The organism is Arcobacter pernae (genome assembly GCF_049472135.1).
GTDB lineage: Bacteria > Campylobacterota > Campylobacteria > Campylobacterales > Arcobacteraceae > Arcobacter_B.
In genome coordinates this window covers 1-17300 of the sequence record NZ_JBMOVV010000012.1, presented here as the reverse complement: position 1 = coordinate 17300, position 17300 = coordinate 1, and the positions used below count along the sequence as shown (strand labels likewise).

The following is a 17300-nucleotide window of genomic DNA, read 5'->3' as shown; positions in this document are numbered from 1 at the left end:
TTTAGAGTCTGGCTTAAAGTTTGTTAGATTATAAATCTTGCTCGATAACTTCTTTAAATCTATTGAAGTATACGTCAGACATTGCGTCTAAATCTTTATAGATATCGTTGATAGAGATTTTATCAGAACCAACAGTACCAATTTTAGTAAATGCAATATTTTGTGCAGATGCAACAGCTTCAAATGCAGCTTCATTTTCAGGTTTAACTTCAACAATAGCTCTTGATAAAGACTCAGCAAAAATATCTTTTGAATCATCTAAAGAGATATTAGCTTCAACACCTTTTTTACCAACTACAGCCATTTTAGCTAATGCAATAGCAATACCACCAACATTAACATCTTTAGCAGCTTTTAATAAACCTTCTTTATTTGCTTCAATTACAGTATTCCATAATGCAAGCTCTTTTTTGAAATCAACTTCTGGGTGAGTACCAGCTACTTGCCCATACATCTTTTTCATATATAATGATCCACCAAATTCACCTTTAGTTTCACCTAATAGGTAAAGTGTATTCCCTTCTTCTTGTAAAGCAGATGGTAATACTTTATTTGCATCATCATTTACACCAACCATTGCAATTGCAGGAGTTGGGAAAACACCTACACCATTAGTTTCATTGTATAAAGATACATTTCCACCAATTACAGGAGTGTTAAGTTCAGCACAAGCTTTTTTAATACCTTCACAAGCTTGAGCAAATTGCCACATAACCTCTGGGTTTTGTGGGTTACCAAAGTTAAGACAATCAGTAATAGCTTTTGGAGTTGCACCTGTCATAGCTACATTTCTTCCTGATTCCATTACAGCTGCAGCAGCACCTAATTCAGGGTTAATGTAACATTGTCTTGTATTACAATCAGCAGACATTGCTAAGGCTTTTCCATTCTCTTTAATTCTAATAGATGAACCGTCTAATTGTCCTGGACCTTTAACAGTATTTGTTTGTACCATAGAATCATACTGGTTGTAAACCCATGATTTATCAACAACTTCCATATCAGAGAATAATTCTTCAAATACTTCTTGATTTGATAACTCTTTATCTAAAGTAATATCTTCGATTGTTTCTAAATATTCAGGTTTTTTAACTGGTCTATCTAATACTGGAGATTGTTCAGATACTGGTTGTACAGGAACTTCAGCACATTTTTCACCATGCCAGAATAATTCCATATTTCCTGTAGCTGTTACTTCACCAATTACAGCAACATCTAATTCCCATTTTTCAAAAATATCAATAATAGCTTGCTCACTACCTTTTTTAGCACAAATAAGCATTCTTTCTTGTGATTCTGAAAGCATAAAGTCATAAGGAGTCATTCCTTCTTCTCTTGCAGGAACTTTATCTAAGTGCATAATCATACCAGAACCAGATCTACCTGCCATTTCAAATGAAGATGAAGTAAGACCAGCAGCACCCATATCTTGAATACCAATAATTAAATCTTCTTTAAATAGTTCTAAACAAGCTTCTAATAATAGTTTTTCAGTAAATGGATCTCCAACTTGAACAGTTGGTCTTTTTGATTCAGAATCCTCATCAAATGAAGCAGATGACATTACAGCTCCACCTAATCCATCTCTACCTGTTTTAGACCCAACATACATTACAGGGTTCCCAATACCTTCTGCTTTACCATAGAAGATTTCATCAGCTTTTGCAATACCTAAGTTAAATGCATTTACTAAGTTGTTTCCTGCGTAACACTCTTCAAAGTTAGTTTGTCCACCAATAGTTGGAACACCCATACAGTTACCATATCCACCAATACCAGCAACAACACCTCTTAAAAGGTATCTGTGTTTCTTAGCAGTTTCACTATCACCTTCAATTCCAGCAAATTGAATTAAGTTCATAGATGCAACAGGTCTAGCACCCATTGTAAATACGTCTCTCATAATTCCACCAACACCAGTAGCAGCACCTTGGTATGGTTCAATAAATGATGGGTGGTTGTGTGATTCCATTTTAAATACAGCAGCATATCCATCACCAATGTCAATAACACCAGCGTTTTCACCTGGACCTTGGATAACCCATGGAGCTTTTGTTGGGAATCCTTTTAAGTATTTTGTACTAGATTTGTATGAACAGTGTTCAGACCACATAGCAGAAAAGATACCAATCTCAACATGGTTTGGATCTCTTCCTAAGATTTCTTTTATATTATCTAATTCTTCAAGTGTTAAAGAGTGAGCAAGTGCCATCTCTTCTAGGTTCATCTCTTTTTTTTGCATTTTTCGCCTTAAAATATGGTTATTAAGTAAGCGTGATTATACCTAAAAAAGAGTTAAACTATGATTTAGTCTTCAAATAAAATTCTCATTTCCCCATTATTTAGCTCAACTATAAGCTCTTTAGTACCAATAAATTTTAAAGTATCACTTTTATAATATTCATCCATAAATACTCTAAATAGTCTTTTATTTAATGAGTTAGGATAGATGTAAACATTTATATTTGAAAACCTAATAATTTTCTCTTCATTCTTAGCAAAAACTCTTTTTTTATAATTTGAGAATTCATCAATTTTCATACCATCATATCTTTTGAACTCATTAGAATAAAAGTTTAAGTACTCATCAATTAAAGAGTATTTCCATGTAAGTTTCCATTGATTTACAGAAGCTAAAACTGTAGACAACTCATCTTTTGTAGGTTTTATAAACTCTTCTTCACTAGTGATTAAAACAGAATCTTCTAAATTTATTTTACTGCCTAAATCAACTAATTTTTCATTATCTAAAGCAATACAACCTCTTGTAAACTCTTCTCTATCACCATTTAAAGGCATACCATGAATCCAAATACCATGACCTTTTTTATTTAAACTTTTATCAAAATTATTAGGATATGACGTAACTAAAGCAAAAGGCCCATAAAACTGGTCAAGTTTCGTTTTCTTTTTTGTTAAATCATAAACTCCAATTGGAGTTTTTTTATCACCTTCAATATATTTATCACCAGAAACTTCTCCTGTGATTACATCATCTTCAAATAACTTTTTTAAAGTTTTATTCTTATTTTCATACAAGTATAATTTCTTATCTTTTTTATTTGAAAATAGAATATATTTTTTACTTTCTAAATAACCAAATTGTGTATCATAATTCTTTAATACTTCATTCCAATAATCTTTTTTACTAAGCTCTTTCTCTAACTGTTTTTCCACAGCTTGAATGCCATTTAATCGGTATAAATCAACTAACTCATTGGCAAAAATATTTGTTAAAAATAAAAAGAAAAACAAAAATAATAATCTAAACAAAAAATAACTCCATATATAAATTTTTAAGTTGCGCAATTGTATAATGATACCCCTAATTTTTAAATAAAAGTGAAATTGTCCGTGAAAAAAATCATTCTTAGTCTATTATTTTTAATAAATTTTTTATTTGCCGCAGAAGTAAAAGAGTTGCCTTGGCCAAAAGGTGAAACATTTTTAACATTTTTAGAAAAGTACAAAATCCCTCAAAAGTTATATTTTGATTTAGAAAAAGAAGACAAAGAGTTATGTTCTGAGATAAGAGCAGAAGATAGATTTTATTTATATGAAAATGAAGACGGAACTTTAAATCAAGTTTTAATTCCAGTATCAGAAGAGATTCAACTTCATATTTATGCAGACATTGATGGAATATACAAATTTCAAACATTACCTATTAACTATACTGAATTTACAGAAACTGTAATTGTTCCTATTACAAACTCAGTATCTTATGATATTCAAAAAGCAACTGGAAACGCAGCTATTTCAGCACAAATAAAAGCATTGTTTAATGATGTTAATTTTAGAGGAATGCAAAAAGGTGATATTGTTGCAGTTGAATATTCTCAAAAAGTATTGTTAGGTAAAGCACATGGATTACCAGATATAAAAGCTGCAATGGTTGAAGTTGCAGGTGACAAACACTATAGATTCAAAAATGAAAAAGATGATAAATATTACAATGAAAAAGGTATAGGTTTTACAAAAACATACTTTTTTAGAATACCACTTACATACAAAAGAATTTCAAGTCATTTTACAAGAAAAAGATATCACCCTGTTCTAAAAAGATATAGAGCTCACTTAGGTACTGACTTTGCAGCACCAAGAGGAAGAAAAATTTACGCAGCAGGTGATGGAAGAGTTGAATTTGTTGGAAATAGAGGTGGTTATGGAAAAACTATTATTATTAACCACAGAAATGGATATAAAACTTTATATGCACACCAAAATAGATTTAATAAAGGTATTAGAAGAGGTCAAAATGTAAAAAAAGGTCAGCATATTGGATATGTTGGAAGTACGGGACTTAGTTCAGGACCTCACTTACATTTAGGTTTATACAAAAATGGAAAAGCTGTTAATCCTTTAAAAGTTATCAGAAAAGCTGATACTAAAGGTCTTAAAGGAAAAACAAAACAAACATTTATTGCAAATGCTAAAATAAAAATGAGTGAAATTGATTCAAAAATTTCAAATAAAGATAATATTAAAGCTACAAGATTAGATAGAGTATCTTATAAAAGTGAACTAAAAATTTAAAATAATTAAGGAGTCATCATGCCTCATGAAGAAGTTATAATAACTGACCCACAAAAACTAATAGAGAATTTTGACTCTTTACACCCCACAGATATAGCCAACTCCTTAAGAAAAATAGAAAAAGATAGTCAAGAAGACTTCTTTTTTGTTTTAACTAAAGTTCCTGACGAATTACTAGGTGAAGTATTACTTGAATTGCCAGATCAATTAAGAGAACTTGCATATGAAGAACTCTCTATTGAAAAACTTACTGATGCTGTTGAAGAGCTAGAATCAGATGATCAAACAGACCTTATCTTAGAACTTGAAGAAATAGATCAAGTAAAAGCAAAAGAAATTTATGATGGTTTAGAAGAAGAAGATAAAAAAGATATTGATTGGCTTAAAAAATATGAGGAAGAAGAAGCTGGTGCTTATATGCAAACTGAGCTTTTCTCAGCTAATATCAATGAAAAAATTGGTGATTCAATTCAAAGACTAAAAGAAGCTAAAGCTGTTGATGAACTTGAAAATATCCACCAAGTATTTATCATAGATGAAAATAGAATTCTTATAGCTTCTATTTTACTTGAAGATTTAATCATTTTTGATTTTAATAAAAAATATGAAGATATTTTAAAAACTGATGAAAACAAGTTTAAGCCTTTTAAAGTAGATGACCATGAACATATTGATAATGTAGCTAAATATTTTGAACAATATGACTTATCTGTTGTTGCAGTTACAAGTTATCAAGGTGTTTTAATGGGAAGAATTACTTCCGATGATATCTTAGATGTAATTGAAGAGAATGCAACAGAACAAATGTATCAATTAGCAGGGGTTGATGATGACTTTGAGCATGAAGATAAACTTTCAACAACTGCAAAAAAAAGAGCTTTTTGGCTGTTTTTAAATCTTGGAACTGCTATTTTAGCTTCTTTAGTTATCGGTATGTTTGATGAAACAATTCAAGCTTATGTAGCCCTTGCTGTTCTTATGCCAATAGTTGCCTCAATGGGTGGAAATGCAGGAACTCAAACACTTGCCGTTATGGTTAGACAGTTAGCACTAGGTGATATTGAACTTGAAAATGCAAAAGATGCAGTAAAGAAAGAAGTAGTCATATCTCTTATAAATGGTTTCTTATTTGCTATTATAATGGGTGTGATAGCTTGGCTTTGGTTTGATACAAAACTCCTTGGACTTGTAATTGCAATGTCTATGGTAATAAATCTGTTTAGTGCAGGATTCTTTGGGGCAGCAATTCCACTTATTTTAAAAAGATTGGATATTGACCCAGCTATTGGAAGTACGGTTTTATTAACAACAGTTACTGATATTGTAGGATTTTTCTCATTCTTAATGTTGGCGAAAGTTATACTATTATAGAAGGAAGATTCCTTCTATAAAATCTATTTATGAAAAGAGTTTTTTACAATTGATAAAAACTCATCTTTAGTTGCCTTATTTGATTTAAATAATCCTCTTAAAGCTGATGTTACAGTAGTTGAACAGATTTTTTCAACCCCTCTCATTTCCATACACATATGTCTTGCATCTATAATTACCGCAACACCTTTTGGTTTTAAGTGTTCATTTAAAGCATCACATATTTGTTCAGTTAATTGCTCTTGAATTTGTAATCTTCTAGCAAATACATCAACAACTCTAGGAATTTTTGAAAGGCCAACAACTTTACCATTTGGAATATATGCAACATGAGCTTTTCCGATTATTGGTAACATATGGTGTTCACATTGAGAATAAAACTCTATATCTTTAACTACAACCATTTCATCATTTGATGATGTAAATAAAGCTTTTTGAAGAATCTCTTTAGGATCTTGATTGTATCCACCACACATAAACTCATACGCTTTTCTTACTCTACTTGGCGTATCAACTAAACCTTCTCTAGAAGGGTCTTCACCTACATACTCTAATACTTTTTTTATAGATTCTTCAAACTCTTCTTTTGTAACCATAATAAATATTCCTTTAGTTTTTTATCATATTTCCCATATCCCATATTGGTATAAAAATTGCTAAAATTATCCATAAGACTAAACTTACTATGATTATTAAAAATATAGGCTCTATATATGATATAAACTTTTTCATTTTTTCATCAAATCTATTTTTGTAAATATCTTTTATCTCTTTAGATATTAAGGTTAGTGTATTTGAAGCTTCTGCTGTACTAATCAAGTTCAATACTAAAGAATCAAATAATTCTGACCTTTGAAAAGATAGATTGATACTCTTACCATTTTTTAATAGATTTTCAATGAGCGATATTTTATCTAAAAGGTATTTATTTCTTATTAAAGTTTTTGATGAATTTAGAGCTTTTATAAATTCATAGTTTGAATTAAGCATAATATCAATAACCAAAAAAAATCTATATAACTGCATTGAAGAGTATAAATCTTTAATTAAAAAAAGTTTATGAAACAAGATTTTTGAGATAAGAAAACGAAGTTGTTCATTATTATAAAAAAGATATATAGAAAAGAAAATCATTAAAATCAATAATATTAAAATATAAAAGAAATATGACATATATATTGTATGAACAGTAAATAAAATCTTTGTAGCAATAGGTAAAGCATCATAATTATTTATAAATATTACTTTAAATTTAGGAACAACAAAATAAAAGATAATGTTTATTGAAAAAAAAAGTGAAATTAGTAAGATTAATGGATATCTAATAGCCTTTGAAAACTCTTTTTTCAATTTTACTTCTTCTTTCAAAAGTATAGATAAAGCATTAATATTTGCCTTTATATTACCATTTATTTGACATAATTTTAGAAATGAAACTATATAGCTGTCTAAACTATAATCTTTAAATATATTATCAACTGAATCTAAACCTAAAAGTGATTTTTTTAAGTCTTGCAAAAACTTTTGTATATTTTCTTCTTTATAGTTTTTTAAGAGTATTTCAATTGCATCATTTAACATAAGATTAGCTTGAAGCATTATGTCAAGTTCGTAAAACACTGAAATAAGAAGAGTTTTTTGAAGTTTTATTTTTCTTTTAAAAATATTTAATTTCTTTTTATCTTCATGTAGTTTTATACTTATAATACTTTTTGGTAAATCCTCTTTTTTTATATCTAAACTCTCTATCATTTTTGTTTTAATTTGTTGATTTTCTTGATAAGTAACTATAAACTTTTTCATAAACTAATTACTTTCATTAGCTCTTGAATAGATGTTATATTTTTATCAACCTTTTGTTTTCCATCATCTAACATAGTTTTATAATTTATATTTTTCAAATAGCTTTTAAACTCATTTATACTCTCTTTTTTAAATATCATAGATGTTAGATTTTCATCTATAGCTAAAGCTTCTGATATAACTGTTCTTCCTTTATATTTTGTAAAATTACATTTCGAACAACCTTGTACTTTACAATATGTACAATATGACAAAACAAGTCTTTGAGATAAAACAAGTTTTAATGTAGTTGAAATTAAAAAAGGATCAGCTTTTAAATCATACAATCTACTAATAGTCTCCACACTACTATTTGCATGAATACTAGCTAACACTAAGTGTCCTGTTAAAGATGCTTGCATTGCTATTTGTAAAGATAATTCATCTCTTATTTCTCCAATAAATATAATATCAGGGTCTTGTCTTAATATATTTTTTAAAATTAAATCAAAATTTAACCCTACTTTATTGTTTACTTGAACTTGAGTTAATTCTTCTAATTTATACTCTATAGGGTCTTCAATTGTAATAATCTTTCTATCATTAGAACTTAAAACACTTAACATAGAATATAAAGTTGTGGTCTTGCCACTTCCAGTTGGACCAGTAACTAAAATAAGACCTTGTTTTAAACAAAGAGCCTTTTGTATTTCTAAAAGTGTACTTGAAGATAGACCAATACTTTTTATATCTATATTTATATTTTTACTATCTAAAACCCTAATTACAATGGATTCAGACTTCAAAGTTGGCATAGTTGATAATCTAAAGTCATATTTCTGTTTATTTATTTTTAATGAAAATCTACTATTTAAAGGCAGTCTAATTTGTGTAATATCTAAATTAGAAATTAGTTTCAAATAAGAAGAAATCAATTTTAAAAAGCCTATTTCTAAGACTAAAAAAGTTTTTAGGTTTCCATCAATCCTGAATCTAAAAATTGTTGAGTTTTCATAGTTTTCAATATGAATATCACTTGAGTTTTTATTTATAGAATAAGTTAATATCTCTTCTAAAAAATTTTGCATAGAAGAACTACTTACATCATTAAATTCATGACTTTTTAAAGCAAAGGAATAAAGTTTCAATTTTACTTCTAAATCATCTAGTAAAAATAGAATATCCTCTTTTTTTGCATTTAAAAACTTAAGATTTTTATTATTAAAAAAGTCAACACAAGTATTTAGATTTGACTCTTCACAAACATATAAATAAATACTCAATGAATCATCATAAAAAGGAAGAATTATATTCTTTTGCAAATAATCAATATTAAAACTAGATACTAACTTATAATCAATTTTTTCATTTAAAATATTTTTCATGGTAAACCTTTATATTAATCTCTTTTTCATCTTTTATTAATGTCACACTATTTTTTTGGATATCAATAATCTTATAAGAATCAAAACTCTGCCCTACTTCTCTCCATTTATCATTTATAAAAACATATTTATCTATTATTGCATCAAGCTTCAATTTACTTACCTTTAGATTTTGAGTTTTCTTTATACTTTTAAGAGTTTTAATAAATGTCTTATGAAAATCAATCTTTACTTCACATTGAAAATGATTGTTTTTTGTTTTTGTTAACTCAAAAAAATCAATATTTGAATTAGTATCAAGATTTTCAATAAAAAAAATAAACTCGTTTATCTTCTTTAAATTTGAAATAAAATTTAAAGATATGGTTTTATTTTTTATATCAATACTTGAGATATCAAACTTATTTAAATTTGCATAAGTTTCTATTTTAGAGATTAAATCTATAGATGAAAAAGTATAACTATTTTGAAAAGATGGAAAGGTATTTGTATATTTGATATTCTCTTTAAAATTAAAAGAAAAATAGAAAACAACTAAAAGTAGACATAATAAATATAATTGAGCTTTTACTCTAAAGGAAATACTTGAAAATTTTTTATTTACTAGAGTTAATGCTTCCATAAAAAACATACCCTCTTTCTTCAAATTTTAAACTACTTGAAATAAGTCTATTTTTATAAAGTGCTAAAAAATCCAAAATATCTTTTTTGTTTTTTGAGCTTATTTTAAATTCAAAGTGTTTATTATTAAACTTAAAATAGCTAAGTCTTAACTTCTTAATTTTTAGCTGTTCTTTAAAAGAAATAAAGCTTTCATAAAAAGAGTAAAACTTCATTTCATCTTTTTTCTCTTTTAACTTTTTAAGTTCAATTCTTTTTTGATTTTCATATATCTCAAAAGATTTTGCTTCTTGATACTTTTCATAAAATATAGAAAAGGAAATCAAAAAGAGTATATATACTAAGAAAAAAATCAGACTCTTATCTTTTTTCTCATTTATATCAATAAGTATAGACTCCATCTTTTTTTCATTAAAAGATGAGATTAACTCATCTAAACTATTTTCTATATTTATTGTTTCATGAATTTCTAAACTAAGTTGTATTTTTATAAATTCAATTAATTTTAAACTTGTTAGTTCATACTCTAACTCTTTATAAAAATAGAATTTTTTGTTTACATAAATACAAAAAAAATCTTTACTTATAAACAATACATTTTTAGAGTTTTTACATAAAGGTTCAAAAATCTCAAAAATAAAGTTCTTAAATTTTGGAGTAGTTATAAAAAGTTGATATTTTTTTGATAGATATAAGTAGTTTACATAGATGGACTTATTTTCATAAGATTCTTCTTCATTTATATATAATGATGTTAAAACAAACTCTTTTAGGTTTTTTCTTTTTATCTCTTCAGTAGAATCAATTTCTAATGTTTTAAAATCATTTTTTAATGCAATAGAATTCATAATAACTCATTTTATATAATTTAATGAGTTATTATAATAGATAAAGTTTTTAATATAACTTAATTTATAACTTTTTTAGTTATCTATGTCATATCCTAATTCTTTTAGACCTTTTTTATTTTTAGTCCAACCTTTTTTAATTGAAACAAAAAGTTCTAAGTAACATTTTCTACCAGTAAGTTTTTCGATTTTTAATCTAGCATCTTTTCCAATTCTTTTAATTGCTGTTGCACCTTTTCCAATAATCATACCCTTTTGAGTACCTTTTTGAACAACAATTGTAGCTTTTACAACATCTAAGTCTGTTTTTTCTTGAACTCTATCAATAATAACATCCGTTTCATAAGGAATCTCATCAGATATATTCTCAAAAATAGATTCTCTAATAAACTCTTTAAAAATATCTCTTAAATGCTCAGTTGTCATAATCTCTGGATCAAATAAATAAGGATGTTCAGGAAGAAGTTTTACAACATCATCTAAAATATCACTATGGGTAGTTTGCTTTTTGATTGATACAGGAATAATAGATTCATATCTATCACTATATTTTTCATACTCTTTCATTTTTTCTAAAACTTCTGCATTTGAAACATTATCAATTTTAGTTAATAGAAGAATATGCTTTACATTCTTTTTATTTTTTTCTAAAAAGTTTTCATAATGTGTAAGCTTATCTGTAACAGGAGCTAAAAATAAAATTAAATCACAATCACCCATTGCTTTTAAAGCTTCATCAAGCATAAATTGATTTAATAGTTTTTCAGTTTCATGAATTCCTGGTGTGTCAACAAAAATAATTTGATCATCTTCATGCATTACAATAATATTTGATCTTCTTCTAGTAGCATTTGCTTTATGTGATACCATTGCAATTTTTTCACCTACTAACCAGTTTAAAAGTGAACTTTTACCAGCGTTGGGTCTTCCAACTACAGATACATAACCACATCTTGTCATTAATATTCTCCTTAGGCTTATCTAGCCCATTTATTTAAAAAAGATTTTAACATCAAAGTGTTTACAAAGTGGTAAACCCCTAAAACACATCTTTATATCTTTCCCTAACTTCTAAAAATTCATCAAAGTTTTCAAAAAGAATATCTACTAATTTTGGATCAAAATGAGAACCTCGATTCTCTTTAAAAAATTTCCTAATATCTTCAATCGGCCAAGCCTTCTTATAACATCTATCACTTCCAAGAGCATCAAAAACATCAGCAACAGCAGTAATTCGTCCATAAATGTGAATCTCATTTCCTTTTAAACCTCTTGGGTATCCTGAACCATCCCATTTTTCATGATGCTCATGGGCAACAATCGCTGCTGCTTTTAAAATCTCTCTATTTGAGTGCTTTAACATATCATAACCCAGTTGAGCATGTGTTTTCATTATCTCCCATTGCTCATCATCTAGTTTAGCAGGTTTTTTTAATACAGAATCAGGAATACCAACTTTACCTATATCATGCATTGGTGAAGCCTCTTTTAGAAGTTCTGCTGTATTTTTATCTAAACCATATCTTAATGCTAATATTCTTGAATACTCAGCTACCCTTCGTACATGGTTTCCAGTCTCTTTAGATCTACTTTCACCAATAGCACCCATTGTAAATATTACTTCTTTTTGTGTGCTTTCTATCTCTTTATTTAAAGACTCAATTTCATGAATATTATCATCTATAGTAGAAGTCATATTATTAAAAGAGTTTGATAGTTTTCCAAATTCATCATTTGTAAAGATAGGGAGTTTGGAAGATAAATCTTTTTTTTCATTTACAATTTTTTCTATATACTCAATTATAAACTCTAAAGGAAAATTAATTCTATAAATCAATGTTGCAGCAGCTAAAACAAGAAGAATTAAAGAAGCAAAACCAACTACTATTATAGTTGTAGTAGTTGTTTTAGAGATATTATCTGAGTGCTCTAAAATATCAATTTTAATTTGAGCAGATATGCCATTTACCCTATTAAAAGCATTTATTACATCTAAATTAAGTTTTTCACTTTTTTGTATCATCTTTTCAAATCTTGATTCTTCTTCTAATAACCTTTGTTTTGAAACAACAAAAAGTTTAATCATATCTCTAATTTGAAAGAACTCATTATTTATGTTTTTTAAATTTTCTTGAAATCTTGAATCTTCAATAATATTAATTCTACTTAAACTATTTTCAAAAAGAGTAATTAACTGAGATAAACTATTTCGTCTTATACTTTGTAAAGAGTCTTTACTTTTTGTACTATTGATTGTAGATAAAAGAGTTGGTAGTTTTAAAATTGAACTATCCAAATCTTTTGAAAGACTCATAATCTTTTCAAAATCTAGTATAAGATTTAAATCTAGTTTATCTTTATTTTTTCTTGTATATCTTTTACTAAATAAAGAAGCTTTACCATATAAAGCTTCCGTCTCATTTGAAATCATATTTATTGATTTATCAATTTTTGATTTATACTGTTTCAGTTCATTCTCAAAAAATAAAACTATTCTTTTAGAATCATATAAACTCTCTTGATATGAAACTAAATCATATAAATTTGAAGAGATTTGTTCTAGTTCTTTATTATAATCACTTAAATACTCTTCATCTTTTGTGATTAGTAAATCACTATTAAGAACTAATAATTTATCCTCATATTCACTTAATTCTTCTTGATTATCAATTAGAATTATTCTATTTTCTAAGTAATTAATATCTTTAATCAATGTTAATACTTTTTGATTTTGCTTTTCTAAATCAAGAATATTTTTCAGTGTTGTTTGGTCATATTTAATAGTTGAAGATAAATATGTCATTGTAAGAGCAAAAATTGTAATGATTACAGCCATTACAACTACCCCTAAAATAACAATCTTTTTTATTGATAAATCTTTTGTAAGTTTTTGAAATAATCTTAACATATCTATCTCCTAAATATATCATCACCTGATATTGAAACTAACTCAAAGTTGTCATTAACCTTACTAATCCATACTTTATTACTATATTGTGAATTCATATTGTTAAAATCTGATTTAAAACCAAGTCCAATATCAAAATCTCTTAAATCACTTAGTGCTTTATAGATACTATCTCTTGAAATATCAATACCATCTTTTTCAATAGAAAGAATAAAAAGTTTTGCTACTAAATACCCCTCAAATGAAATTAGATTATAATCTTTTAAACCAAATTTATTTTCATAATCTACTTTAAATTCATCTATTAGTTTTAACTTATTTTTATTAGATAAAGCAGGTAAAATCTGTGTTGAATATATGTCATCTTTAAAAGAAGGAAGTTCCTTTACTATTTGCTTTACATTAATAGGTGAAAGTAAGAAGAACTTTGCATTCGGAAAATCTTCTTTAGCATACTCAATAAATTTTGCTGTTGCTTTATTAACCCCAACAATAATAATTGCTTTAAAATCATTATTCCAATCAAGAAGCTTACTTAATCCAAGTTCAATATTTAAAGTATCTTTAGTATATCTTTCATGAGCTAAAGAGCTACTACTTACATTTTTTTCTTCTAATATAGCTTTTAATACTCCAAAATATCCACTATCTCCATATGTATCATTTTGAGAAAACACAGCAATATCTTTGACACTTAATCCTAAAGACAATAGTTTTTTCGTAATAGCATAAGACTCTTGTGTATAAGAAGCTCTAAAGTTAAAAACATATTGATTCTCTTTATTTCTTAAAATATTGCCACCACTATAAGCTCCAATAAAAGGTATTTTATTCTCTTTTATAATTGGTAAAACAACATTAGCTGTAGGTGTTCCAACACTTCCTAAAATAGCATTTACTTTATCATCAAATATTAATCTTTTAGTATATTTGCTTGCAAGAATTGGATTATAGTTATCATCATACGAAATAAGTTTGTATTGATTTTTTGAGTTTTTATTGTGTTTATAGAAATATGTTTCAATTCCTTTTTTCATATTTTCACCTATATATGAAACAGATTTTGTAAAATCAGCTGACATACCTACTTTAATTTCAGTTGCATTACAAAATAAAAAAAATAGTGGTAGAAACATAAGTTTTAAAATAAGGCTTTTCATAATAGCCTCCTTTAAAATATTATTATTTTATTATAGCACAGAAATTATAATCTGTTTATCTTTTTCTAAAATTTAAACTTTTTAATAAATCTCCCTTGCTTATTTTTTCATTTTTATTCAAGTCAGCTATTGTTCTAGCAACCTTTAAAACTTTATTTATACTTCTATATGATAATTGAAAGTTGATAATTGCTTTTTCTAAAATCTCTTGAGATTCTTTATCTAAAACACAATATTTTTTTATATCTTTATCATTTAGTTTACCATTTAAAGAATTCTGACCTCTTTTTAGCTGTCTTAAAAATGTATCAATTACGCTTTCATGTAACTCTTTTGAACTTACAATATTTCTATTATCATTTAGATTATCATTCATTGTTACAAACATATCAATTCTATCCAAGAATGGTTCTGAAAGTCTATTTTTATATCTTTGAATTTCCAAATCACTACATCTACACTCCTTGAAACTTGATAAAAGGTTTCCACATGGACATGGGTTCATAGCTGCAATGAAGGTAAATTTAGTTTCATACTCAACTTTTGCATTTACTCTTGATATTAATATTTTATTGTCTTCTAAAGGCTCTCTTAATGCTTCTAAAATAGATTTTGAAAAATGTGGAAGTTCATCAAAAAATAGAATACCATTATTTGAAAGAGCAACCTCCCCTATTTTGGCTTGCTGACTGCCTCCACCAAAAATTGAAGATTTTGTACTGCTATTATGTGGACTTCTAAAACTTCTAATTGGTTTAAAATCAATCTCTTTATAATCCAATGCCATTAGTTTTGCTTTTTCTAAAATCTCTTCTAAAGCCATGGGTGGCAGTATAAATTTTATTCTTTTTGCAATCATTGACTTTCCACAACCAGGTGTTCCTTCCATAAGTAAATTATGGCTACCAGCAGCACTAATTAATGCAGCGTATTTAGCTAAATCTTGACCTAAAACATCAGTAAAATCTAAATCATAATTGTTGATATAGTAGTATGGTTTATTTTCAAATAGAACTTTTTCATAATCAAAAGTGTTACTTATAAAACTTTTCTTTTCTTTTTTAAGTGAAAAGAAATCAATTGCTTCAATTAATGTATCAACTACATATATTTCTAGTTCTGGAATTTTAGATATTTTTTTTGCAGTTTCACTACAAACTAAAACTTTTTTAATTCTTCTTTGTTTTGATAAAGATAAAACAATAGGAAAAATAGAATTAGTATCTTTTATTGTCCCATCAAGTCCAAGTTCTCCAAAAATATGATACTCTTCAAATGGATTATCTGTTTTATTATAAAAACAGATTTGTAAAGCAATTGGCAGATCAAAATGAGAACCTTTTTTCTTTATTTCACTAGGTGCAAGATTTACAGTAATTTTCAGCGGTGGAAATTTAAACTCATTTGTTAAAAGTGCTGACTTAACTCTATCTTTTGATTCTTGAATACTAGTAGAAATTAATCCAACAATTGTAAAAGAAGGAAGCCCTTTTGTAAAAGTAGCTTCAACATTTATTTCATGTGCTTCTATTGTTTCAAGTGAAGCTGATTTGATTATTTTCATATAATTATTCCCATTATAATAATATAATCAATTATAACTAGATATATTTTAATATAACATTTAATATAAAATAATACCTTTTTAGTACCATATTAAAGTAAAATTTATTAAATTAATGATAACTTATTGTTAATTATTATGTAATAGTGATGAAGCTTTATTTAAATAAATAATATCATATAACGTTTTTAAAAGAGAATTAATATACATATTTTTTATATTAACAACTGATATTTAAGTTATAATCGTATTAAAAGGAAGATTATTATGTTTGGATCAATATCAAATAAGCAACTTGAAATAATTGACAATTACTTTAAACAATTTGTAGAACTCGCACAATATAAAAGAAACAAATTCAATTATATTGAATCAACTGGTAATGCAAAAGTTGACAAGATGTTTAAAGAATGGAATGAACTTATCAAAAGTACAGAGGATAGCAATAAAATTGATATGAAAGTACTTGGAGAAATAGTTTTAAATCTTGATAAGTTAGAACAAGGAACATATAAGTGTAGAGTAAAAAGTGACACTAAAAACCCAATGATTCATACTTTAAAAACTGGTATTAATACAATGCTTGATACAGTAGAAAAAGACATGACAAGACTGGGTGATACGATGGATTCATATGCAAAAAGTGATTACACAGTAAAAGTTAGAATCAGTCCAAGAGTTAAAGATAGAATGAGAGCTGTAATGGAAAGTGCTAATGCACTTGGTGAAAGACTAGCTAACTCTGCTAGAACAAACCTAGAGAATGGAGAGAGATTAGAGAAGAATTCATCAATCATGAGAAACTCAATGCATAATCTTTCAACAAAAGCAAATGAACAAGCAGCTTCATTAGAACAAACTTCTGCTTCTTTAGAAGAAATTACTTCTCTTACTAGAAATAATGCAGATAATGCCTCTAAAATGGCTGATTTAGGTAGAACTGTTAGCTCTGCTGTTAATAACGGTAGAACTCTTGCTTCTCAAACTGCTTCTTCTATGGAAGAAATTAATACTAAAGTCTCTTCTATTAATGAAGCTATTACTATTATTGACCAAATTGCCTTCCAAACAAATATCTTATCACTTAATGCTGCTGTTGAAGCTGCTACTGCTGGTGAAGCTGGT

At 26.9% G+C, this 17300-nt stretch carries 14 protein-coding genes; 3 read left to right on the top strand and 11 right to left on the bottom strand.

Annotated features, from left to right (window positions below; translation table 11 throughout):
- Positions 1-28: 28 nt before the first annotated feature.
- A complete protein-coding gene (gene purL / locus ACH5BF_RS12120) occupies positions 29-2242 on the bottom strand; it encodes a phosphoribosylformylglycinamidine synthase subunit PurL (protein WP_423274507.1) in 2214 nt (737 codons plus the stop codon).
- Between the two features lie 65 nt (positions 2243-2307).
- Positions 2308-3273 (bottom strand): L,D-transpeptidase family protein, encoded by a 966-nt coding sequence (locus ACH5BF_RS12115; protein ID WP_423274506.1) that lies wholly within the window; start codon positions 3271-3273, stop codon positions 2308-2310.
- A gap of 81 nt (positions 3274-3354) precedes the next feature.
- Between ACH5BF_RS12115 and ACH5BF_RS12110 the strand changes: the two genes are divergently transcribed.
- Positions 3355-4536, top strand: a complete 1182-nt coding sequence (locus tag ACH5BF_RS12110; protein WP_423274505.1) for a peptidoglycan DD-metalloendopeptidase family protein — start codon at positions 3355-3357, stop codon at positions 4534-4536.
- Between the two features lie 18 nt (positions 4537-4554).
- Positions 4555-5907, top strand: coding sequence for a magnesium transporter (gene mgtE, locus ACH5BF_RS12105; protein ID WP_423274504.1), 1353 nt, complete (start codon positions 4555-4557; stop codon positions 5905-5907).
- 23 nt (positions 5908-5930) lie between these two features.
- Here the strand turns inward: mgtE and folE are convergent, their stop codons facing one another.
- From folE to ACH5BF_RS12060, 9 genes are all read right to left on the bottom strand, one after another.
- Entirely contained in the window at positions 5931-6503 is a 573-nt protein-coding gene (gene folE / locus ACH5BF_RS12100) for a GTP cyclohydrolase I FolE (RefSeq protein ID WP_423274503.1), read from the bottom strand.
- A gap of 13 nt (positions 6504-6516) precedes the next feature.
- A complete protein-coding gene (locus tag ACH5BF_RS12095; RefSeq protein WP_423274502.1) occupies positions 6517-7710 on the bottom strand; it encodes a type II secretion system F family protein in 1194 nt (397 codons plus the stop codon).
- Complete coding sequence (locus tag ACH5BF_RS12090) at positions 7707-9074, bottom strand: GspE/PulE family protein (RefSeq protein ID WP_423274501.1); 1368 nt, start codon at positions 9072-9074, stop codon at positions 7707-7709. The genes ACH5BF_RS12095 and ACH5BF_RS12090 overlap by 4 nt, the downstream gene beginning before the upstream one ends.
- Positions 9055-9696: a hypothetical protein gene (locus tag ACH5BF_RS12085; RefSeq protein ID WP_423274500.1), complete on the bottom strand. Its 642-nt coding sequence runs from the start codon at positions 9694-9696 to the stop codon at positions 9055-9057. Before ACH5BF_RS12085 ends, ACH5BF_RS12090 begins: the two co-directional genes overlap by 20 nt.
- Positions 9671-10543 (bottom strand): hypothetical protein, encoded by an 873-nt coding sequence (locus ACH5BF_RS12080; RefSeq protein WP_423274499.1) that lies wholly within the window; start codon positions 10541-10543, stop codon positions 9671-9673. Before ACH5BF_RS12080 ends, ACH5BF_RS12085 begins: the two co-directional genes overlap by 26 nt.
- 75 nt (positions 10544-10618) lie before the next feature.
- Entirely contained in the window at positions 10619-11503 is an 885-nt protein-coding gene (gene era / locus ACH5BF_RS12075; RefSeq protein WP_423274498.1) for a GTPase Era, read from the bottom strand.
- 79 nt (positions 11504-11582) lie between these two features.
- Positions 11583-13451: an HD domain-containing phosphohydrolase gene (locus ACH5BF_RS12070; RefSeq protein ID WP_423274497.1), complete on the bottom strand. Its 1869-nt coding sequence runs from the start codon at positions 13449-13451 to the stop codon at positions 11583-11585.
- A gap of 2 nt (positions 13452-13453) precedes the next feature.
- Positions 13454-14611, bottom strand: a complete 1158-nt coding sequence (locus ACH5BF_RS12065) for an ABC transporter substrate-binding protein (RefSeq protein ID WP_423274495.1) — start codon at positions 14609-14611, stop codon at positions 13454-13456.
- 55 nt (positions 14612-14666) lie between these two features.
- Positions 14667-16175: a YifB family Mg chelatase-like AAA ATPase gene (locus ACH5BF_RS12060; protein WP_423274494.1), complete on the bottom strand. Its 1509-nt coding sequence runs from the start codon at positions 16173-16175 to the stop codon at positions 14667-14669.
- Between the two features lie 267 nt (positions 16176-16442).
- Here ACH5BF_RS12060 and ACH5BF_RS12055 point away from each other — a divergent pair.
- Positions 16443-17300: methyl-accepting chemotaxis protein (locus ACH5BF_RS12055; protein ID WP_423274493.1), on the top strand; the 858-nt coding region annotated here is incomplete at its 3' end.